A 19,641-nucleotide genomic window follows, 5' to 3' on the forward strand; every position below is an offset into this window, starting at 1 on the left:
GGTCATCCTGATCCGCCACTCTGCGATAGCGTGGCGAGATGGGCAGGCGCTACCGGGTGCTCCTCGTCTCCAGCAGCGGTGGTGTCCTGCTGGACCTGCTCGCGCTGCGCCCGTGGTGGGAGCGGCACGACCCGGTCTGGGTGGCGGTCCGCGCCCCCGACACCGAGGTCGCGCTGGCCGGGCAGCGGGTGCACTGGCAGCCCGAGCTGTCGACGCAGACCCGCCTGCGGGTGCTGCCGGCTGCCTGGCGGGCCCTGCGGCTGCTGCGCCGGGAGCGCCCCGACGTGGTGGTGTCGGCCGGCACCGGCGTGGCCGTCGGCGTCTTCCTCGCCGCCCGCCTGCTCCGGGTGCCGTCGCTGTGGTTGGAGACGTTCAACATGACCGGGCCCGCCGGTGCCGCCGCCCGGCTCTGCTCCCGGCTCGCCGCCGCCGTGCTGGTGCAGCGGCCCGCCCTGCTGGCGTCCCGGCCCCGCGCGGTGCTCATCGGGGAGCTCTACTGAGCATGGCGCGCGTCCTGGTCACCGTCGGCATGGGCCCGTGGCCGTTCGACCGTCTGGTCGACGGCATCGCCCCGCTCTGCGCCGCGCACGAGGTGTTCGTCCAGACCGGCACCTCGACCGTGACACCGCCGTGCCCGCACGCGGCGTTCCTGCCCCTGGACGACCTGCGGGAGCGGCTGGCCGCCGCCGACGTGGTGGTCACCCATGCCGGCAACACCGTACGGCTGGTCCAGCGGCTCGGCCGGGTGCCGGTCGCGGTGGCCCGGGAGGCGGCGCGGGGCGAGATGGGCAACGACCACCAGGTCGCCTACCTGCGCGAGGAGGAGCGTTCGGGCCGGGTGCTCGCGGTGTGGGACGTCGCCGACCTGGCCGCCGTGGTGGCCGCCCACCCCGAGCGGCAACGCCGGTTGCTCGCCGAGCGGCCGCTGCCCGGCGCGGTCGACGGCGAACGGCTGGCCGCCACGCTGGACGCGCTCTGCGCTCGGCTGGTCCGATGAGCCGGGCCACCGAGGCGGCCCGGCAGCCCTTCGCCACCCACCCGCTGCGCCGGTACGCGTTCGCCTGGGCGGTGCTGGCCGGCCGCACCGGCCGGCACCTCGACCTGGGCTGCGGTCCCGGCGACTTCCTCGCCGTGCTGCACGAACACGGCACCGTGGCCTGCGAGGGCGCCGACCCGCACCCGGGCTACCTGGCCGGGCTGGCCGCCCGCCACCCGGGCCTGCCGCTGCACCGGCTGACCGTCGGCGGGCCGCTGCCGTTCCCCGCCGGCCACTACGACTCGGTCAGCCTGCTCGACGTGCTGGAGCACGTACCCGACGAGGCGGCGCTGCTCGCCGAGGCGCACCGGGTGCTCGCCCCCGGTGGCCTGCTCGTGCTCACCGTGCCGCGCCGGCACGTCTTCAGCTTCCTCGACCCGGACAATGCCAAGTTCGACTTCCCCCGGCTGCACCGCCGGATCTACTCCTGGCGGTTCGGGTCGGAGGTCTGGCACCGCCGGTTCGCCGACCTCTCCGACGGCCTGCGCGGCGACATGTCGGTGGGTCGGGACCGGCACACCAACTACCGCACCGGCGACCTGCTCGACCTGCTGCGCGCGGCGGGCTTCGCGCCGACCACGGTGACCGGGGCGAACCTGTTCTGGCGCTGGTTGCAGATCCCCGCGCTGCTCACCGGCGGGCCGGTACGCCGCCTGCTGGAACGCGGCATCCACCTCGACGGCCGGCTGTTCCGCTCGGCCAACCTCTTCGTCGCCGCCCGGAGGCTGCCGTGAGCATGCCGCACATCCGCCCGGAGACTGCCGCGAGGCAGGCCGACGCCGCCCGGAGGCTGCCGTGAGCGTGACCGACACCGCCCGGCTGGCCTGGTTCTTCGGGCGGCTCGCCGTCAAGGAACGGGTCGCACCCCGGCTGCACGTCCGGCCGCTGGTCGCCGAGTTGTTCCTCACCGACAACTGCAACCTGCGCTGCACGAGCTGCGGCTGCTGGACCAGCAACACCAAGGGCGAACTCTCCACCGAGGAGTGGCGGGACGTGCTGCGCCAGCTCGTCGCGCTGCGGATCCACAAGGTCAACTTCACCGGCGGGGAACCGTTGATCCGGCCGGACGCGCTGGAGCTGATGGCGTACGCCCGCGAGGTGGGGGTGCGCCACCTGCACCTGAACACCAACGGCATCCGGCTCACCCCGGTCGTCCTGCAGCAGGTGTTCGCCGCGGGCGTACGCAGCTTCAACGTCTCGGTCGACGGCCCGACGGCGCTGGTGCACGACCGGATCCGGGGTCGGCTCGGCGCGTTCGAGACGACGACCCGGCACCTGCGGAACCTGATCGCCCAGCGCGACCGGCTGGGCCTGAAGGTACGGATGAACTTCACCGTGATGCGGGACAACGTGGACAGCCTGCCCGGCATCGCGGCACTGGCCCAGGAGCTGGGCGTGACCCTCTATCTCAACCTGGTCACCGACCGGACGTTCCTGTTCCGCACCGACGCGGTCACCGGGCAGACCGAGGTGGCCGGCGACCGGCTCGACGCGGCGCTGGCCGAGCTGGAGGCGATGGCCCGGGCCGACCGGCGCTGGCTGCCCCGCTACTCGGAGCTGCGCTACCTGCGCGGGCACTTCGACGACCTGCTGCAACGCGACCTGCCCTGCGCCGAGTCGCAGCTCAAGCTGATGATCCACTCCCGGGGTGAGATCGGCGGCTGCTGGGCGCACGACCCGACCGCGTCGGTACGCCAGCGTCCGATCGCGGAGATCGTCGACGCCCCCGAATACCGCGCCGAGCACGAGCGGCTGTTCCGCAAGGAGTGTGTCGGCTGCGGCAGCAACTACAGCCTCAACCTGCGCTGGCGGCCGGGCACCTATCTGGCCGACCGGCAGTGGCGGCGCGGGCGGCGCAGCCTTGTCTGAGCCGATGCGCCCCAGCCAGCCGCTGTACGACGCGCTGGCCCCCGGCTACGAGGAGCACTTCGCGGTGCCGCACCGGCGGGCGTACGACGACCTGGCGTGGGAGCGGGTGGAGGCGCTGCTGCCGCCGGACGGCCCGGTGGTGGACGCCGGCTGCGGGGTGGGCCGCTGGGCCCGGCGGCTGCTCGACCTCGGCCATCCGGTGACCGGTGTCGAGCAGTCGCCGGGGATGCTCGCCGAGTTGCGCCGCCGCCCGCCCGGGCCCGGCTTCACCCTGGTCGAGGGCTCGATGACCGAGGTGGCGCTGCCGGCGACGGCCGGCGCGGTGCTGGCGATGGGGTCCCTGCAGTACACCGCCGACCCGGAGCGGGCGGTGGCCCACCTGGCCGGTTGGCTGCGCCCGGGCGGGGTGCTGGCCGTGCTGGTCGACTCGCTGGTGGGCCTGGTGCTGGAGCTGGTCGGTGCCGGCCGGGACGAGGAGGCGGTGGACCGGTTGGCCCGCCGCCGGGGTGTGTGGCGTTCCGAGGGGCAGGCTGCCGACCTGCACCTGCTGGACCGCGCCCGGTTGGAGGCCGCGTTCTCCGCCGCCGGCCTGGTCGAGGTCCGCAGCGCCGGGCTGCTGGTCAGCGCCGGGCCGCTGGGCCGGGGCGGTCTGGCCGAGCGGCTGGCCGGCGACCGGGAGGCGCTGCTGGCGCTGGAGCGCCGGCTCGGCGACGATCCGCTCCTCGCCGACGCCGGCAAGCAACTGCTGGTGACCGGCCGCCGCCCTCCGGCCTGACCGCCGGGTCAGCCCAGGCAGCGGTGCAGCGCGGCGACGACCCGTTCCGCCTGCTCCACGGTGAGTTCCGAGGACATCGGCAGGGCGAGCGCCTCGGCGTCCAGCCGCTCGGTCACCGGCAGTCGCTCGCCGCCGCCCAGCGGACCACGGTGGATCGCCGCGAAGTAGGGCTTGGTCTGCACGCCGAGGGCGGCCAGCGCCGCCGCCACCCGGTCCCGGTGGGCGACCCGGGCCACCCAGTGCACCCAGCAGTGCCGGTCCCCGGGGCGGACCTGCTGGAACTCCACCGGCAGGCGGCGAGCGGCGGCCGCGTACACCTCGGCGACCTCGGTCCGGCAGCGGACCAGCGTGTCCAGCTCGGCGAGCTGGTCGACCGCGACGACGGCGTGCAGCTCGTTCATCAGTTCCGAGCGGGTCCAGCCGGCCGGGGAGGCGAGCACCGCCTCGGCGGCGTCGGCGGGCAGCACCAGCGCGCCACCGGCCCCGCCGGCCGAGACCACCTTGGCGAAGCTCATCGAGTACGAGTGGGCCAGCGCCTGCTGCGCCACCGGGCGCCCCTGGTGCAGGCTGCCGAGGGCGGCGGCGGAGTCGGCGAGCAGCGCCACCCCGGCCGGGTCGCAGACCGCCCGCAGGGCCGGATAGTCGCACGGGTTGCCGAAGGTGTCGACGCAGAGCACGAGTCGTACGCCGCCCTGCGCGACGGCGACGGCGACCCCCTCCGGGTCGAGCGTCCAGGTCGCCGCGTCCACGTCGACGAAGCGCAGCGCGTACCCGAGCTGGACCAGGATCTCCGCGGTCGCGGGAAAGGTGTACGACGGCAGCACCGCCACGTCGCCGGGGCGGGCCGGACCGACGGTGGCGGCCACCATGATCCGCAGCGCGGCGGTGCCGGACGCGGTGACCAGCACCCGGTGGTCGTCGTCGAGGTCCAACTCCTTGCCGAGTCGTTCGGTGAGCTCCCGCGTCCACCGGTTGCCGTGCTTGACCTCGCCGCTGGTGAGCGCCTCCTGCTGGCGGGCGGCCACCAGCTCCGGGTGGACCGGCGGCGGCGGTACGACCACCGGCAGCGGCGGCCGGAACAGCGGCGTCGGGTCCCGGTCCACCTCGGCGACCAGCTTCGCCAGCTGGGGGCGGAGCGGACCGATCCGGTGCCCGGCAGCGGTCAGCCGGTCGGTGACCACCAGGCCGGAGCTGTCCGGCGTCCGGCGGGGGGTGGTGAGCAGCGGTGCCGACGAGTCGCACAGCTCGCGGATCTGCGTGGCGAGGTCGGTCAACGGCACCGGCTCCCCGCCGACGTTCCAGACGCCGGGGCCGATCCCGTCGAGCAGCAGCCGCGCGAGGGCGTCGGCGGGCAGGAAGCTGCGTACGGTGTCCGCGGTGACCGGCAGCGGCAGCCCTTGGCGGGCCCGGCGGGCCAGTCGGGTGGCGACCCGGTGCTGGCCGGCCCCGATGACGTTGGCGAGCCGGAGCACGGTCAGCCGGTCGGGGTCGACCGCGCCGGTGACGAGCCGTTCCTGGGCGAGCTTCGCCAGCGCGTACGTCCACCGGCCGGTGGGGTCGGCGTCGGCCACGGCCCGGGCCAGCGGGGCGGCCCGCCAGGGTGGGCAGGGTGACCGGGCCAGGTCGCGGGCCCGTACGCACCAGCGGTCGATCTCCTCGACGGTCCACGGCAGCTCGGGCGGGGTGTCCTCGGTCAGCGGGCCGGCCGCGCCGCCGTAGACCTCGACGGAGGAGGTGAGCACGACCTGCCGGCCGGCCAGCCGGGGCAGCAGCCGGGCGGTGCTGATCGCGTTGTGCAGCGGCAGCGTCCAGGGCCGGCGGGGGCGGGGGTCGCTCGCGCCGAGCAGCACCACGACCACTCCGGGGGGCAGCTCGGGCGGGTCGTCGACCAGCAGGTCGACGCGGAGCCAGTCGACCGCGCCGGCCGGCGGATGGCGGTCCACCGTGGTCACCCGCGCGCCTGCGGCCAGCAGTGCCTCGGCGGTCGCGGTGCCCAGGAAACCGGACCCGCCGACCAGCACGAATTGATCCATGGTCGTGCCTCCCCGTGAACGGAGCACAGTATCGCGGAAAGGGCCGCCGGAGGGTGTCGGATAACGGCTCGGGGAGCGGCGCAGAAAAAAGTCAGGCTTGACTGTTTGTTTCCGGGACGGGACGCTGTCCCCGTGCCCACCGCATCGACCCGCGTGCCGCAGCAGGAACGCAGTCGCGCCACCCAGGCCCGGCTGCTGGAGGCGACCGTCGAGTGCCTGGTGGAACACGGCTGGTCCGGCACCACCACGACCGTGGTGGCCGCCCGGGCCGGCGTCTCGCGGGGTGCGCAGCTGCACCACTACCCCACCAAGGCGGCCCTGGTCACCGCCGCCGTCGGTCACCTCGCCGAGCGCCGGGCGGTGGAGCTGCGCACCGAGGCGGACGCCCTGCCGGCCGGCCCGCAACGGCTGGACCGGGTGATCGACCTGCTCGGCGCGGCCTTCACCGGGCCGCTCTTCGTCGCCGCCCTCGAACTCTGGGTGGCCGCCCGCACCGACGCCGAGCTGCGCGCCGCGCTGGTGCCGCTGGAGGCCACGGTGGGCCGGGAGATGCACCGGCTCACCGTCGGGTTGCTCGGCGTCGACGAGCGTCGCCCCGGCGTCCGGGAGGCGGTGCAGGCCACCCTCGACCTGCTGCGCGGACTGGGCGTGGCCAACCTGCTCAGCGACGACTCGCCCCGCCGTACCGCCCTGCTGCACACCTGGAAGCGCCAGCTCGCCACCCTGCTCACCCCGGACACCGCCGACCCCACCCACGTCGACCCGGCCGGCCCGGAACCGACAGCCGGTGAGCCGGCCGCACCCGGGCCGCCCGGCGGCGACCCGCACTGACCCGAACGCCCCTGACCGGCCCACCCGCCCGGAGGCACCATGGTCGACCTGACCGCACTGCTCGCGGATCTCGCCGCCGAGTCCGACCAGCTCGACGCCCTCGTCGGCGGGCTGCCCCGCCAGGACTGGGCCCGGGACACCCCGGCCGCCGGGTGGACCGTCGCCCACCAGATCGCCCACCTGGCCTGGACCGACCACGTGGCCACGCTCGCCGCCACCGACCCCGACGCCTTCTACGCCTCGGTCCTCTCGGCGCCCGACCCGGCGCGGCTGGTCGACGACGGGGCGGAATCCTTCCTCGCCCCGCCGGCCGCGCTGCTGGCCGCTGGCGCGACGGCCGGACCGCGCTCGCGGCGGCCCTCGCCGCCACCCCGGCCGGCGAGAAGCTGCCCTGGTACGGGACCCGGATGTCGCCCGCCTCGATGGCCACCGCCCGGATCATGGAGACCTGGGCGCACGGCGAGGACGTCGCCGACGCGCTCGGCGTCAGCCGTACCCCGACCGCCCGGCTGCGGCACGTGGCGCACCTCGGCTTCCGTACCCTCGGGCACGGTTTCGCGGCCCACGGCCGACCGGTGCCGGCGGACCCGGTGCGGGTCGAGCTCGCCGCCCCGACGGACGGTGACGTCTGGGTGTTCGGGCCGGCGGAGGCGACCGACCGGGTGACCGGCCCGGCGCTCGACTTCTGCCTGCTGGTCACCCAGCGGCGGCACCGCGCCGACCTGGCGCTGACCGCGACCGGCCCGACCGCCGACGCGTGGCTGGACGTCGCCCAGGCGTTCGCCGGGCCGCCCGGGACCGGCCGCGCGGCGTCCGCCGCCGGCCCCGCGGGGACCCGGGCATGAGCGGGGTGCTGCGGGTCGGCAACGCGTCCGGCTTCTACGGCGACCGGTTCACCGCCTGGCGGGAGATGCTCGACGGCGGCGAGCTGGACGTGCTGACCGGCGACTACCTGGCCGAGCTGACCATGCTGATCCTCGGCCGGGACCGGATGCGCGACCCGTCGCTCGGCTACGCGAAGACGTTCCTGCGGCAGGTGGAGGGCGTGCTCGGCACCGCGCGGGAGCGCGGGGTCACCCTGGTCACCAACGCCGGCGGCCTCAACCCGGCCGGCCTGGCCGACGCGGTACGGTCGCTCGCCGCGCGGCTCGGCCTCGACGTGCGGGTCGGGTACGTCGAGGGCGACGCCCTCCAGCGCCCCGACGCGCTCACCGCCAACGCCTACCTCGGCGCCTTCGGCATCGCGGCCTGCCTGGACGCGGGGGCGGACGTGGTGGTCACCGGTCGGGTCACCGACGCCTCGCTGGTGGTCGGGCCGGCCATCGCCCGGTTCGGCTGGGGGCGGGACGACCTGGACGCGCTGGCCGGCGCGACGGTCGCCGGGCATCTCATCGAGTGCGGCGCGCAGGTCACCGGCGGCAACTTCAGCTTCTTCACCGAGTTGCCCGACGGCGGCCACCGGCCCGGCTTCCCGATCGCCGAGCTGCACCCGGACGGCTCGGCGGTGCTCACCAAACACCCCGGCACCGGCGGCGCGGTCACCGTGGAGACCGTCACCGCCCAACTGTTGTACGAGGTGGGCGGCCCGGACTACCTCGGGCCGGACGTGGTGACCCGGCTGGACACCGTCGAGCTGACCCCGGACGGTCCGGACCGGGTCCGCGTCTCCGGCGTCCGGGGCACCCCGCCACCGGACACCCTCAAGGTGGGCGTCAACAACCTCGGCGGCTTCCGCAACTCGATGACGTTCGTGCTCTGCGGGCTCGACATCCCCGCCAAGGCGGCCCTGGTCCGGGGCCAACTGGAGGCGGCCGTCGGCACCGACGGGCTGGAGTTCGACCTGGCCCGTACGGACCACCCCGACGCGACCGGGACCGAGGCGGCGAGCGCGCTGCTGCACGTACACCTGCGGGACGGTGACAAGGCGCGGGCCGGGCGGGCGTTCTCGGCGGCGGCGGTGGAACTGGCGCTGGCCTCCTACCCGGGCTGCACGCTGACCACGCTGCCCGGCGACGCCACCCCGTACGGCGTCTTCACCGCCGACACGGTGCCGCAGGACGCGGTCGCCCACGTCGCCGTGCTGCCCGACGGCACCCGGATGCCGATCCCCCCGCCCCCCGTGACGACATGTTTGCAGGGGCCCCCTGTACAACAGAATGCGTTAACAGGGGGCCCCTCCTTACATCCGACCCGGCGGGGAGCGCTGGGCGAACTGGTGGGCGCGCGCTCCGGCGACAAGGGCGGGGACGCCAACCTGGGGGTCTGGGCGCGCACCGACGCGACCTGGGCCTGGCTGCGCGGCTGGCTGACCGTCGAGCGACTGGCCGAGCTGCTGCCGGAGACCGCGCCGCTGACCGTCGAACGGCACGAGCTGCCCAACCTGCGGGCGGTCAACTTCGTCATCCGAGGGCTCCTCGGGCAGGGGGTGGCCGCCTCCACCCGCTTCGACCCGCAGGCCAAGGCGCTGGGCGAGCTGCTCCGCTCCCGCGTGGTCGACCTGCCGGCGGAGCTGACTCCCGCGGTGCCGTCATGACCATCGTGGACACCCCGGAGCGGCGGCAGCTCCGCGAGCTGACCCGGGCCTTCGTGACGAAGGAGGTGCTGCCGCACCTGGCCGACTGGGAACGGGCCGGCGAGGTGCCCCGGTCGCTGCACCGGACGGCGGCGGAGATCGGGCTGCTCGGGGTCGGCTTCCCCGAGTCGGTCGGCGGCAGCGGCGGCGACCTGCTCGACTCGATCGTCGTCACCGAGGAGATCATCCGCTCGGGCGGTTCGTCGGGGCTGATCGCGGCGCTCTTCACGCACGGCATCGCGCTGCCGCACATGGTCGCCGCCGCCGGTCGCCGGACCGGCGGTTCGCTCGGCGGACGGCCGGCCGGCAGCCCGAGCCCGACCGACGACGACCTGGTCGACCGGTACGTCCGCCCGACGCTCGCCGGCACCCTGATCGGCGCGCTGGCGATCACCGAGCCGGACGGCGGCTCGGACGTGGCCGCGATCCGGACCACCGCCCGCCGGGACGGCGACCACTACCTGGTGAACGGGTCGAAGACGTACATCACCAGCGGGATCCGGGCCGACTTCGTGACCACCGCCGTCTGCACCGACTTCCCCGGCAGCGGGGAGCTCAGCCTGCTGGTGATCGAGAAGGGCACCCCCGGCTTCACCGTCGGGCGACGGCTGGAGAAGCTCGGTTGGCACTGCTCGGACACCGCCGAACTCTCCTTCGTCGACGTCCGGGTCCCGGTGGCGAACCGGATCGGCGCGGAGAACACCGGCTTCCTGGCGATCATGCAGCAGTTCGCCGCCGAGCGGCTCTCCCTGGCCACGCAGGCGTACGCGACCGCGCAGCGCTGCGTGGAGCTGGCCACCCGCTGGTGCCGGGACCGGTCCACGTTCGGCCGGCCGCTGGCCAGCCGGCAGCTCGTCCGGCACCGGCTCGCCGAGCTGCACACCCGCGCCGAGGCGGCCCGGGCGTACGTGCACGAGGTGGCCACCCGGGTCGCCGCCGGTGAACCGGTGGTGACCGAGGTGGCGATGGCGAAGAACGTCGCGGTGGCCGCCTGCGACCACGTGGTCGACGCGGCCCTGCAACTGCACGGCGGCTTCGGCTATCTGCGCGACGCCGAGGTGGAACGGCACTACCGCGACGCGCGCATCCTCGGCATCGGCGGCGGCACCACCGAGATCATGAACGAGATCATCGCGAAGGGCATGGGACTGTGACCACCTTGGACAGCGCGATCGACCCGTCCGCGCCGGCCTTCGCGGCGAACCGGGAGGCGCTGCTGGAACGTCTCGCCGAGCTGGACGCCGCGCTCGACCAGGCCCGGGCCGGCGGCGGCGAGAAGTACGTCGCCCGGCACCACAAGCGCGGCAAGCTGCTGCCCCGGGAGCGGATCGAGCTGCTGCTCGACCAGGACAGCCCGTTCCTGGAGCTCTCCTCGGTGGCCGCGTACGGGACGGACTTCCCGGTCGGGGCCAGCACGGTGACCGGCATCGGCGTGGTCGAGGGCGTGGAGTGCCTGATCGTCGCCAACGACCCGACGGTACGCGGCGGGGCGATCAACCCCTGGTCCCTCGCCAAGACCCGGCGGGCCGGCGAGATCGCCCTGGCCAACCGGCTGCCCATGGTGAACCTGGTGGAGTCGGCCGGCGCGGACCTGCCCACCCAGGCGGAGATCTTCATCCCGGGCGGCCGGGTGTTCCGCGACCTGACCCGGCTCTCCGCGGCGAAGATCCCCACGGTCAGCGTGGTCTTCGGCAACGCCACCGCCGGTGGCGCGTACGTGCCGGGGATGTCCGACTTCACCATCATGATCCGGGACCGGTCGCAGGTCTACCTGGCCGGCCCGCCGCTGGTGAAGATGGCCACCGGCGAGGTCACCGACGACGAGTCACTGGGCGGCGCGGCGATGCACGCCTCGAAGTCCGGCCTGGCGGACTTCCTCGCCTCCGACGAGCGGGACGGCATCCGGCTGGCCCGGCAGTGCGTCCGCCGGCTCAACTGGCGCAAGCAGGGCCCACCGCCGCGTACCGCCTCCCCCCTGGAGCCGAAGTACGACCCGGAGGAGTTGCTCGGCATCGCCAGCGGTGACCTGAAGGTGCCGTTCGACCCGCGCGAGGTGCTGGCCCGGGTGCTGGACGGCAGCGAGTTCGACGAGTTCAAGCCGAACTACGGCACCGCATTGGTCACCGGCTGGGGCGAGCTGCACGGCTATCCGGTCGGTGTGCTCGCCAATGCCCGGGGCGTGCTGTTCAGCGAGGAGGCGCAGAAGGCCACCCAGTTCATCCAGCTCGCCAACGCCGCCGACACCCCGCTGGTCTTCCTGCAGAACACCACCGGCTACATGGTCGGCACCGAGTACGAGCAGCGCGGCATCATCAAGCACGGCGCGTTGATGATCAACGCGGTGTCGAACTCGACGGTGCCCCACCTGACGGTCAACCTGGGCGCCTCCTACGGTGCCGGGAACTACGGCATGTGCGGCCGGGCGTACGAGCCGAGGTTCCTCTTCACCTGGCCGAACGCCAAGTCGGCGGTGATGGGGCCGGCGCAGCTCGCCGGGGTGCTGTCGATCGTCGCCCGGCAGGCCGCCGCCGCCCGGGGCCGGGACTACGACGAGGACTCCGACGCGGCGATGCGGATGATGGTCGAGCAGCAGATCGAGTCACAGTCCGGGGCGCTCTTCCTCTCCGGTCGGCTCTACGACGACGGGGTGATCGACCCCCGGGACACCCGTACCGTCCTCGGGCTCTGCCTGTCGGCGATCCACAACGGACCGGTGAAGGGCGCCGACGGCTTCGGCGTCTTCCGGATGTGAGGATGAAGATGATCCACAGACTGTTGGTCGCCAACCGGGGGGAGATCGCCCGCCGGGTCTTCGCCACCTGCCGGGCGCTCGGCGTGGAGACGGTCGCCGTGCACTCCGACGCGGACGCCGACGCGCCCTTCGTCGCCGACGCCGACCAAGCCGTCCGGCTGCCCGGGAACACGCCGGCCGAGACGTACCTGCGGATCGAGCTGATCCTGGACGCGGCACGCAGGGCCGGCGCGGACGCCGTGCACCCGGGTTACGGCTTCCTCGCCGAGAACGCCGACTTCGCGGCGGCAGTGACCGACGCGGGCCTGACCTGGGTCGGACCGCCGGCCAAGGCGATCGCCGCGATGGGCGACAAGATGGCGGCGAAGGCGCTGCTCGCCGAGGCGGGCGTGCCGATGCTGCCGACCTGGACCGACGCCGACCAGGTCACCGCCTTCCCGGTGCTGGTGAAGGCGTCCGCCGGTGGCGGCGGGCGCGGCATGCGCGTGGTCCGCGACCCGGCCGGCCTGGCCGAGGCCGTCGCCTCCGCGCGCCGCGAGGCGGCTGCGGCGTTCGGCGACGGCACGGTCTTCATCGAGCGGTACGTCGAGCGCGGGCGCCACGTCGAGGTGCAGATCTTCGGCGACACCCACGGCACGGTGCTGGCCCTCGGGGTACGCGACTGCTCGATCCAACGCCGACACCAGAAGATCGTCGAGGAGGCACCGGGGGTGCTGCCCCCGGCGGTGCGGGAGCGGCTGCACGCCGCGGCGGTGGCCGCCGGCCGGGCCGTCGAGTACGTCGGCGCGGGGACCGTGGAGTTCCTGCTCGCGCCGGACGGTGAGGTGTACTTCCTGGAGATGAACACCCGACTCCAGGTGGAGCACCCGGTCACCGAGGCGGTCACCGGGCTGGACCTGGTCCGGCTGCAACTGCTGGTCGCCGAGGGGGAGCCGCTGCCGCTGACCGGTACCCCACCGGCGGACGGCCACGCGATCGAGGTAAGGCTCTGCGCCGAGGACCCGGCCCAGGGGTTCCGCCCGGCGACCGGCACTCTGCACCGGTTCGCGATCCCTGGTGTGGCCGGCGAGTTCACCCCGCTTCGAGGGCTCCGGTCGGACTCGGGCGTCACCGACGGTTCGACGGTGAGCGTGCACTACGACTCGATGCTGGCCAAGGTCGTCGCCTGGGCGCCCACCCGGGCCGAGGCGGCCCGCGCCCTGGCCGGCGCGCTGGCCCGGGCCGAGCTGCACGGCGTGGCCACCAACCGGGACCTGCTGGTCCGGGTGCTGCGCAGCCGCGAGTTCGGGGCCGTGGAGATCGACACCGGCTTCCTGGAGCGGCACGCCGAGGTCTTCGCCCCGCTGCTGCCGGCCGACCAACTGCCCCTGGCGGCCCTGGCCGCCGCCCTGGCCTCGGCAGGCGGCCGTCGGTCGGCGGCCCGGGTGCTCGCCGGGCTGCCCTCGGGCTGGCGGAACGTGCCCGCCTTCCCGCAGGTCACCCGCTTCGCCGGGGCGGACGGGGGCGAGGTCGAGGTGCGCTACCGGCTGGACCGGGCCGGCGGTCTGGCCGAATGGTCCGTGGAGCGGACTGCGGGCGCGGGTGCCGCAGCCGCGACGTCGGCCGACCGGACCGGGGTCGGAGCCGGCGAGCCCGGCGGGTCGGCGGTGGGCGACGATGCCCCGACCGTCGCCCTGGTCGAGGCGGCCCCGGACCGGGTGGTGCTCGACGTCGACGGGGTGCGGCGGGTGTTCCGCGTACACCGGGTGGGGTCGGCGGTCTTCGTGGACGGCCCGGCGGGGGCGGCGAGCCTCGTCGAGCTGCCGCGTTTCCCGCTGCCCACCGCGGAGCTGGCGGCCGGGTCGCTGCTCGCGCCGCTGCCCGGCGCGGTGACCCGGGTGCACGTCGAGGTCGGCCGGCGGGTGACCGCCGGTGAGCTGCTGCTGACCCTGGAAGCGATGAAGCTCGAACATCCCGTGCTCGCCCCGGCCGACGGGGTGGTCACCGAGCTGCCGGTGCCGGCCGGCGGTCAGGTCGAGACCGGTGCCGTGCTGGCCGTGGTCACCACCGAGGAGGACGACCGATGAACTTCGACCCCACCCCCGAACAGGACCAGCTCCGCGACGCCGTCCGGGCGCTGGGCCGGCGGTACGGCCACTCCTACTTCGTCGAGAAGGCGAAGTCGGGCGGGCACACCACCGAGCTGTGGCACGAGGCGGGCCGGCTCGGCTACCTCGGCGTCAACATCCCCACCGAGTACGGCGGCGGGGGCGGCGGCATCACCGAGCTGGCCATCGTCTGCGAGGAGCTGGCCGCGGCCGGCTGCCCGCTGCTGCTGCTCGTGGTCTCCCCCGCGATCGCCGCCACCGTGATCAACAAGCACGGCACCGAGGAGCAGCGCAAACGGCACCTGCCCGGCCTCGCCGACGGCTCCCAGAAGATCGTCTTCGCGATCACCGAGCCGGACGCCGGCTCGAACTTCCACCGGCTCGGCACGGTGGCCCGCCGGGACGGCGACGACTGGCTGCTCTCCGGCCGCAAGGTCTACATCTCGGGCGTCGACGAGGCCGGTCACGTGCTGGTCGTCGCACGCACCGAGGACTCGGCGACGGGCAAGCTCAAGCCGGCGCTGTTCATCGTGCCGACCGACGCGCCCGGCCTGGAGAAGTCCCGGCTGGACATGGAGATCCTCTCCCCGGAGAACCAGTTCCTGCTCTTCCTGGACGACGTGCGGCTGCCCGCCGACGCGCTGGTCGGCGAGTCCCTCGACGCGGGCCTGCCGGCGCTCTTCGCCGGCCTCAACCCGGAACGGATCACGGTCGCCGCGATGGGCGCCGGCACCGGCCGGTACGCCATCGAGCGGGCCAGCGAGTACACCGCCACCCGCAAGGTCTGGGGCGGGCGTTCCATCGGCTCGCACCAGGGCGTGGCGCATCCCCTGGCGCACGCAGCGGTGCAGGTGGAGCTGGCCCGCCTGATGATCCACAAGGCGGCCACCCTCTACGACGCCGGGCGCGACCTGGAGGCCGGCGTCGCCGGCAACATGGCCAAGTACGCCTCCGGCGAGGCCGCCGCGCTCGCCGTGGACACCGCCGTCCAGGCCCTCGGCGGGGCCGGCATGACCACCGAGTACGGGGTGGCCACCCTGCTCGGCGCGGTGCGGGCCGGCCGGATCGCCCCGGTCAGCCGCGAGATGATCCTGAACTTCGTCGCCCAGCACGTCCTCGGCCAGGAGAAGTCCTACTGACCGACGCCGGGACCGGGGCACGGCGGACGTCGATCGTCCACCGTGCCCCGGTTCGCCTCAGCGGACGGTGAGGGTGCCGGTCACCGGGAGCGGGGCGACCACGGGCGGGAGCCGCTTCGGCTCGCCGCGCCCCGGCTGGCCGGCCCGGGCCAGCGCGCTCTTGGACGACTCCGCCCGGACCGCCTCCGGCAGCTCCTCGAACGGCTGCGAGTCACCGAAGCAGCGGGTGCCCCGCGCCGGCAGCCTCCCGGTCAGCAGGTACGAGTCCACGGCGGCGGTCACGCACTCCGAGGTGCCGTACGCGGTGTGGCCCCAGCTGTCGCTGCTGAGCAGCCGGCTGTTCGGCAGCAGCGCCGCCGAGCCGACCGCCCCCTGGTAGTTGGTCGCCGGGTCCCAGTAGTTGCCGACCACCAGCACCGGCGCGTCGGTACGCCGGTTGAACGGACCGGTATAGGCGTCGGAGTCCCGTACCGTCCAGGCGTTCCGGGCGCAGGGCGCGGTGCCCCAGGCCCAGGCCCGACCGAAGTACGGCGCCCGCTTGTCCTCCGCGGCGGAGAGCGCCGGCCAGTCGGCCAGGTCCTTCGGGTGGAAGCCGTCGGTGCAGTCCACCGTCAGGAAGGTCTCCAGCCCGTTGTCGTACGGGAAGTCGTAGCCGCGCTGCTGCCGGGCCTTCGCGGCGCGCTGCACGAGGGCGGCCCGCGCCGTCGCCCGGGTCGCCGGGGCGGCGGCCGGATCGGTCAGCGCCAGCAACTGCTCGGTGATGCCGATCACGTCCTGCCAACCGTACGGGTCGTAGAGGGCGCTGAGGGTGGCGCCGACGAAGTCGGCGTAGCGAACGGTGAACGAGCCCTGTTCGGGGTCGTCGATGACCACCGGCTTCTGGCGCAGCCGCTTCGCGACCAGCTCGTACGCGGCGACCGGGTCCCCGGCGGCCAGCGAGCAGGTCTTCCTACCGGCCTTCGCGCAGCGCACCAGGATCTCGTGCAGCGCCTTGTACGCGCCGTCCGCGCTGCGCAGCCGGGTCTCCTGGAGCTGGTTGCGGGCGCTGCCCTGGCCGACCCAGGCGTTCGGGTTGAGCACGCCGTCGACCACGAGGGCGCGGAACCGGTCCGGGAACATGTTGGCGTAGTACTGGCCGAGCGCGGTGCCATAGCTGAAGCCCAGGTAGCTCAGCTTCCGGTCACCGACCCCGCGGCGCAGCACGTCCATGTCGCGGGCGACCTCGGCGGTGGAGGCCGCCCCGGTCAGTGGCCGGCCGCTCGTCGAGCAGGCCCGGCCGACCGCCTTCGACGACGCGAGGTAGGCCTTCTCCTCGGCCTTCGTCCACGGGAAGGCGACGTTCAGCCCGGCGTACGCCCGGGACTGTTCCTTGGCCGACGGGAAGCACTTGACGTTGTCGCTGGCCGCGATGCCGCGCGGGTCCACGCCGACGATGTCGAACCGGTCCAGCAGGTCGTCGCCGAGGAAGTACGGCGCGGCGAGGGCGATGCTGGTGCCGGAGCCGCCCGGACCGCCCGGGTTCACGAAGAGGCTGCCGATCCGGTGCTTCTGGTCCCGGGCCTTGACCCGCAGCACCGCCACCTCGGTGGTGGCGCCCTTCGGGTCGTCGTAGTCGAGCGGCAGCCGGACGGTGGCGCACTCGGCGTAGTCGTAGCAGCCGTACCAGTCGAGCTTGGGGGTCGGCACGCTGTCGACCCGCCTGGCCTCGACGGCGCTGGTGCGGTCCGAGCTGGACGGACGGCCCGAGCCGGTGAGGGTCGGCGCCGCGGCGGCGGGCGTGACCGCCATCCCGGCGAGGACGATACCGGCGATCCCTGTTGCGGCCAGGGACCGGACTGTACGTGGCATGTGGACGCCTTCCGGTGGGGAACGGGGTCTGTCGAGGAGACCTCGACCTTCGTCACTCTAGGGACTGCGGACCAGGAAAGCGGGTCGTCAAACACCCACCAAAGCGACAAGTTGCCGATCGACGTAACGAATTTTTCATGGTCGACGCTGTTCGCTCCATCGCCGAAGACGGACGCCGCTCGCCGACCGGGACGTCGGACCCCGGGGCCGCCGCCCGATCCGGCGGTTGACAGCGTGGTGACCTACGCCATGCTTGTCGGGTGAGCTCGTTCCCCAAGCCCGACGCGCGCTTCCGGGCCGCCGCCGCGATCCTGGCCGCGGTCGCCCTGCTGGCGACACTGCTGATCTGGCGTCCGGACGGTGTCCTGGCCGTGGTGCTGGCGCTCGTCCTCGTGCTGCTCGCGATGACCGCGGGCGTGGCCGTGACCGCGGCCCGGGAGACCCCCCGCGCCACGCCGGCCCCCGCCAACCCAGCCGGCCAGCCGCTCCCCGCCGACTACGGCGTGGACGCCGACACGCTGGAGGCACTGGACCCCCGCGCGGTGCGCGACCGGCGGCGACTGGACGCGGACACGCTGGAGACCCTCGACCCCCGGCAGGTCCAGGACTGGCGGACGGTGAACGGGGTCAGCGACCGGTGAGCGTCGGCGCGGCGAGCGCGTCCACGCCCCGTCCCGCCAGGCAACGGTAGGTCCGGTCGGCACCTGCCCCCGACGGCGGCAGCACCTCCAGGTTCCAGCCGGTGGCATAGCGGATGCCGCTGGTGAGCCGGAACGTGCGGACGTTGCAGACCTGCCGGACGGTGGGATCGGCGCTGACCTCGGTGTGCCGCGCACCCACCAGCGCCGCCGGCAGCTCACCCTCGGCGTAGCTCTCCCAGGTGTGCCGGCCGTCGCAGGGCACCCGGGTCGCCTCCGCGTGGTCGCGGCGCAGCCGCACCGGCCCGAAGCACTCCAGCTCCGGCACGCAGTGCCCACCCGCCGGCAGGATCAGGCCGGCGGTCGAGCAGCCCGGCAGCACCGCCGGCCCGGTCGGGTCGGCGATCGCGCTGGCCACCGGCGTCGGCGACACCACCTGCGGCGCCCCGCCGGCCAGCCACGCCCCGGCACTCGCCGAGGCGGCCAGCGCCAGCACGCCGGCACCCCCAGGAACCAGCGCCGCCGCCGACGGCGCTGCGGGGTCGCCACGGTGGGATGACCGTCGTCGGCCGGCGGGCGCGGCCCCGGCTGACCGGCCCAGCCGTACGGGCCGGTGGTGCTCTCCCCCCAGGTCGGCCCCCCGCTGACCGGGACGCCGGAGACCGGGGCACCGCTGACCGGGGACGGCCCCGGGTCCAGCGGGAGCCCGGCGAGCAGCCCCCGCAGTTCCACGGCGGACGGACGATCACCCGGGTCGTTCGACATCCCGGCCCGGAGCACGTCGATCAGCTCCTCGGGCACGCCGGGCAGCCCGGGGATCGGCTGGTGGAACATCTCCAGCACGGTCACCAGGCTGGGGCTGCGCTCGGACTGCCAGCGCGGCGGCCGGCCGTGCATCACCGCGTAGAGGGTGGCGCAGAGGGCGTAGACGTCGACCGCGGGCGACGGCGGGCTGTGGCTGAACATCTCCGGCGGCGCGTACGCCGGGGTGAGCACCTCCAGGGTCACCGAGGCGTCCCGCACCTCGGCCAGCACCGCCAGCCCGAAGTCGGCCAGCACCGCCGGGTTGAAGTGCGAGTGGAGGATGTTCGCCGGCTTCACGTCCCGGTGCAGCACCCCGGCCGCGTGCGAGTGGGCCAACGCGTCGGCGATCTTGACGCCGAGGTCGCGGGCCTCCGCCGGACCCAGCGGCGAGGTCCGCATCCGCTCGGCGTACGAGCCGTCGCAGAGCTCCATGATCAGATAGGGGTGCTGGTCGACGGTGACCCCGACGTCGAAGAGGTCCACCACGTGCGGGTGGGACGACATCTTGCCGGCCGCCCGCGCCTCGCGCAGGAACCGGGCCTGGTCCCGTTCGCTGTCCAGGGTGCGGTTCTCGACCTTGACCGCGACCTCGCGCCCGACCGAGATCTGGGTGGCCCGGTAGACGGTGGCGTACCCGCCCCGGGCGAAGACCTGCAGATCGGTCAGACCGGGCACGATGGGCAACCGCAGGGCGCCGGGCGGGGTGTCGGTCACGACTCGAAAATACCTGTCCGCACCGTCGGCTCAGCGGGCCGGATCAGCCGTGGGGGTGCCACCTGCGACATCGGCCACCGCACCGGACCGGGTGGACTCCCCGGCCCGACCGGCCGGCGACCCGACGCGGCGGGCGTCCCACCGCAGGGCCAGCGCGGTGGCGACCGCGCCCAGACCCTCCCACGCGGCCACCCCGAAGAACCGGTCCGGGGCGACGTCGGAGAGCACCGCGATGCTGAAGACGGTGAACGTGACCAGCCGGAAGACCACCGTGAAGCGGTAGAACGCCCGCCACTCGGTCGCCGCGGAGAGCAGATAATAGACACCCATGTTGAACGAGGCCATCGAGGACGCGGTGAGGAACGTGCCGGTGTAGTCCCCGGCGGCGCGGCGCGCCGGCACCTCGAAGCCGAGCAGCCGCAGCTGCGCCTCCGGCCAGATCAGCCCGAGCGCGCCCAGCAGCAACGCCAGGACGCCGAAGACGGCCATCGTCCAGCCGGCGCCGGAGCGCGGCAGCCTCATTCGTCCTCCCCCACCCGGACG

Annotated in this window: 14 protein-coding genes and 3 pseudogenes; 13 read left to right on the top strand and 4 right to left on the bottom strand. The window is 74.4% G+C overall.

The genetic code is table 11. The features are described from left to right. The first annotated feature begins 38 nt into the window (after window positions 1–38). From MRQ36_RS11425 to MRQ36_RS11445, 5 genes are all read left to right on the top strand, one after another. Window positions 39–500, top strand: coding sequence for a glycosyltransferase (locus MRQ36_RS11425; protein ID WP_242794862.1), 462 nt, complete (start codon window positions 39–41; stop codon window positions 498–500). A 2-nt stretch (window positions 501–502) separates the two neighbouring features. Continuing rightward, a complete protein-coding gene (locus MRQ36_RS11430; RefSeq protein WP_242794864.1) occupies window positions 503–997 on the top strand; it encodes a hypothetical protein in 495 nt (164 codons plus the stop codon). After that, window positions 994–1,770, top strand: a complete 777-nt coding sequence (locus MRQ36_RS11435) for a bifunctional 2-polyprenyl-6-hydroxyphenol methylase/3-demethylubiquinol 3-O-methyltransferase UbiG (RefSeq protein ID WP_242794866.1) — start codon at window positions 994–996, stop codon at window positions 1,768–1,770. The genes MRQ36_RS11430 and MRQ36_RS11435 overlap by 4 nt, the downstream gene beginning before the upstream one ends. Before the next feature lie 61 nt (window positions 1,771–1,831). Beyond that, a complete protein-coding gene (locus MRQ36_RS11440) occupies window positions 1,832–2,905 on the top strand; it encodes a radical SAM protein (protein ID WP_242794868.1) in 1,074 nt (357 codons plus the stop codon). A gap of 4 nt (window positions 2,906–2,909) precedes the next feature. Next, a complete protein-coding gene (locus MRQ36_RS11445; protein WP_242794870.1) occupies window positions 2,910–3,680 on the top strand; it encodes a bifunctional 2-polyprenyl-6-hydroxyphenol methylase/3-demethylubiquinol 3-O-methyltransferase UbiG in 771 nt (256 codons plus the stop codon). Window positions 3,681–3,688: 8 nt separating this feature from the next. Here MRQ36_RS11445 and MRQ36_RS11450 read toward each other — a convergent pair whose 3' ends face one another. Next, a complete protein-coding gene (locus MRQ36_RS11450) occupies window positions 3,689–5,713 on the bottom strand; it encodes an aminotransferase class I/II-fold pyridoxal phosphate-dependent enzyme (protein WP_242794872.1) in 2,025 nt (674 codons plus the stop codon). A 132-nt stretch (window positions 5,714–5,845) separates the two neighbouring features. Here MRQ36_RS11450 and MRQ36_RS11455 point away from each other — a divergent pair. From MRQ36_RS11455 to MRQ36_RS11485, 7 genes and pseudogenes are all read left to right on the top strand, one after another. After that, window positions 5,846–6,448: pseudogene (locus MRQ36_RS11455) on the top strand (TetR/AcrR family transcriptional regulator); the annotation flags it as partial. Between the two features lie 135 nt (window positions 6,449–6,583). After that, a pseudogene (locus tag MRQ36_RS11460) lies at window positions 6,584–7,389 on the top strand (TIGR03084 family metal-binding protein). After that, window positions 7,386–9,077, top strand: coding sequence for an acyclic terpene utilization AtuA family protein (locus tag MRQ36_RS11465; protein WP_242794873.1), 1,692 nt, complete (start codon window positions 7,386–7,388; stop codon window positions 9,075–9,077). The pseudogene MRQ36_RS11460 and the gene MRQ36_RS11465 overlap by 4 nt, the downstream one beginning before the upstream one ends. Continuing rightward, window positions 9,074–10,270, top strand: coding sequence for an acyl-CoA dehydrogenase family protein (locus tag MRQ36_RS11470; protein WP_242794874.1), 1,197 nt, complete (start codon window positions 9,074–9,076; stop codon window positions 10,268–10,270). Before MRQ36_RS11465 ends, MRQ36_RS11470 begins: the two co-directional genes overlap by 4 nt. Beyond that, a complete protein-coding gene (locus MRQ36_RS11475; RefSeq protein ID WP_242794875.1) occupies window positions 10,267–11,868 on the top strand; it encodes an acyl-CoA carboxylase subunit beta in 1,602 nt (533 codons plus the stop codon). Before MRQ36_RS11470 ends, MRQ36_RS11475 begins: the two co-directional genes overlap by 4 nt. An 8-nt stretch (window positions 11,869–11,876) precedes the next feature. Continuing rightward, on the top strand, window positions 11,877–13,934 hold the full coding sequence (locus tag MRQ36_RS11480) for a biotin carboxylase N-terminal domain-containing protein (protein ID WP_242794876.1): 2,058 nt from the start codon (window positions 11,877–11,879) through the stop codon (window positions 13,932–13,934). Further along, window positions 13,931–15,094, top strand: coding sequence for an acyl-CoA dehydrogenase family protein (locus MRQ36_RS11485; RefSeq protein ID WP_242794877.1), 1,164 nt, complete (start codon window positions 13,931–13,933; stop codon window positions 15,092–15,094). The genes MRQ36_RS11480 and MRQ36_RS11485 overlap by 4 nt, the downstream gene beginning before the upstream one ends. Window positions 15,095–15,151: 57 nt before the next feature. Here MRQ36_RS11485 and MRQ36_RS11490 read toward each other — a convergent pair whose 3' ends face one another. Beyond that, on the bottom strand, window positions 15,152–16,942 hold the full coding sequence (locus MRQ36_RS11490) for an alpha/beta hydrolase (protein ID WP_242794878.1): 1,791 nt from the start codon (window positions 16,940–16,942) through the stop codon (window positions 15,152–15,154). A 260-nt stretch (window positions 16,943–17,202) separates the two neighbouring features. Between MRQ36_RS11490 and MRQ36_RS11495 the strand changes: the two genes are divergently transcribed. After that, window positions 17,203–17,583 carry a hypothetical protein gene (locus tag MRQ36_RS11495; protein ID WP_242794879.1) on the top strand — a complete coding sequence of 127 codons (381 nt, stop codon included), beginning with the start codon at window positions 17,203–17,205 and terminating at the stop codon, window positions 17,581–17,583. On the opposite strand, the pseudogene MRQ36_RS11500 reads toward MRQ36_RS11495, so the two are convergent. Next, window positions 17,570–19,098: pseudogene (locus MRQ36_RS11500) on the bottom strand (serine/threonine-protein kinase). The gene MRQ36_RS11495 and the pseudogene MRQ36_RS11500 overlap by 14 nt on opposite strands. Before the next feature lie 30 nt (window positions 19,099–19,128). Next, the gene (locus tag MRQ36_RS11505; protein ID WP_242794881.1) at window positions 19,129–19,620 is read right to left on the bottom strand and encodes a hypothetical protein; all 492 of its coding nucleotides are present in this window, start codon (window positions 19,618–19,620) and stop codon (window positions 19,129–19,131) included. Window positions 19,621–19,641: the final 21 nt, after the last annotated feature.

The organism is Micromonospora sp. R77 (genome assembly GCF_022747945.1).
Lineage (GTDB): Bacteria > Actinomycetota > Actinomycetes > Mycobacteriales > Micromonosporaceae > Micromonospora.

Coding starts and splice junctions, on each gene's coding strand:
- MRQ36_RS11425 (WP_242794862.1), top strand. CDS start 39: ATGGGCAGGCGCTACCGGGTGCTCCTCGTCTCCAGCAGCGGTGGTGTC.
- MRQ36_RS11430 (WP_242794864.1), top strand. CDS start 503: ATGGCGCGCGTCCTGGTCACCGTCGGCATGGGCCCGTGGCCGTTCGAC.
- MRQ36_RS11435 (WP_242794866.1), top strand. CDS start 994: ATGAGCCGGGCCACCGAGGCGGCCCGGCAGCCCTTCGCCACCCACCCG.
- MRQ36_RS11445 (WP_242794870.1), top strand. CDS start 2,910: ATGCGCCCCAGCCAGCCGCTGTACGACGCGCTGGCCCCCGGCTACGAG.
- MRQ36_RS11450 (WP_242794872.1), bottom strand. CDS start 5,713: ATGGATCAATTCGTGCTGGTCGGCGGGTCCGGTTTCCTGGGCACCGCG.
- MRQ36_RS11465 (WP_242794873.1), top strand. CDS start 7,386: ATGAGCGGGGTGCTGCGGGTCGGCAACGCGTCCGGCTTCTACGGCGAC.
- MRQ36_RS11470 (WP_242794874.1), top strand. CDS start 9,074: ATGACCATCGTGGACACCCCGGAGCGGCGGCAGCTCCGCGAGCTGACC.
- MRQ36_RS11480 (WP_242794876.1), top strand. CDS start 11,877: ATGATCCACAGACTGTTGGTCGCCAACCGGGGGGAGATCGCCCGCCGG.
- MRQ36_RS11485 (WP_242794877.1), top strand. CDS start 13,931: ATGAACTTCGACCCCACCCCCGAACAGGACCAGCTCCGCGACGCCGTC.
- MRQ36_RS11490 (WP_242794878.1), bottom strand. CDS start 16,942: ATGCCACGTACAGTCCGGTCCCTGGCCGCAACAGGGATCGCCGGTATC.
- MRQ36_RS11505 (WP_242794881.1), bottom strand. CDS start 19,620: ATGAGGCTGCCGCGCTCCGGCGCCGGCTGGACGATGGCCGTCTTCGGC.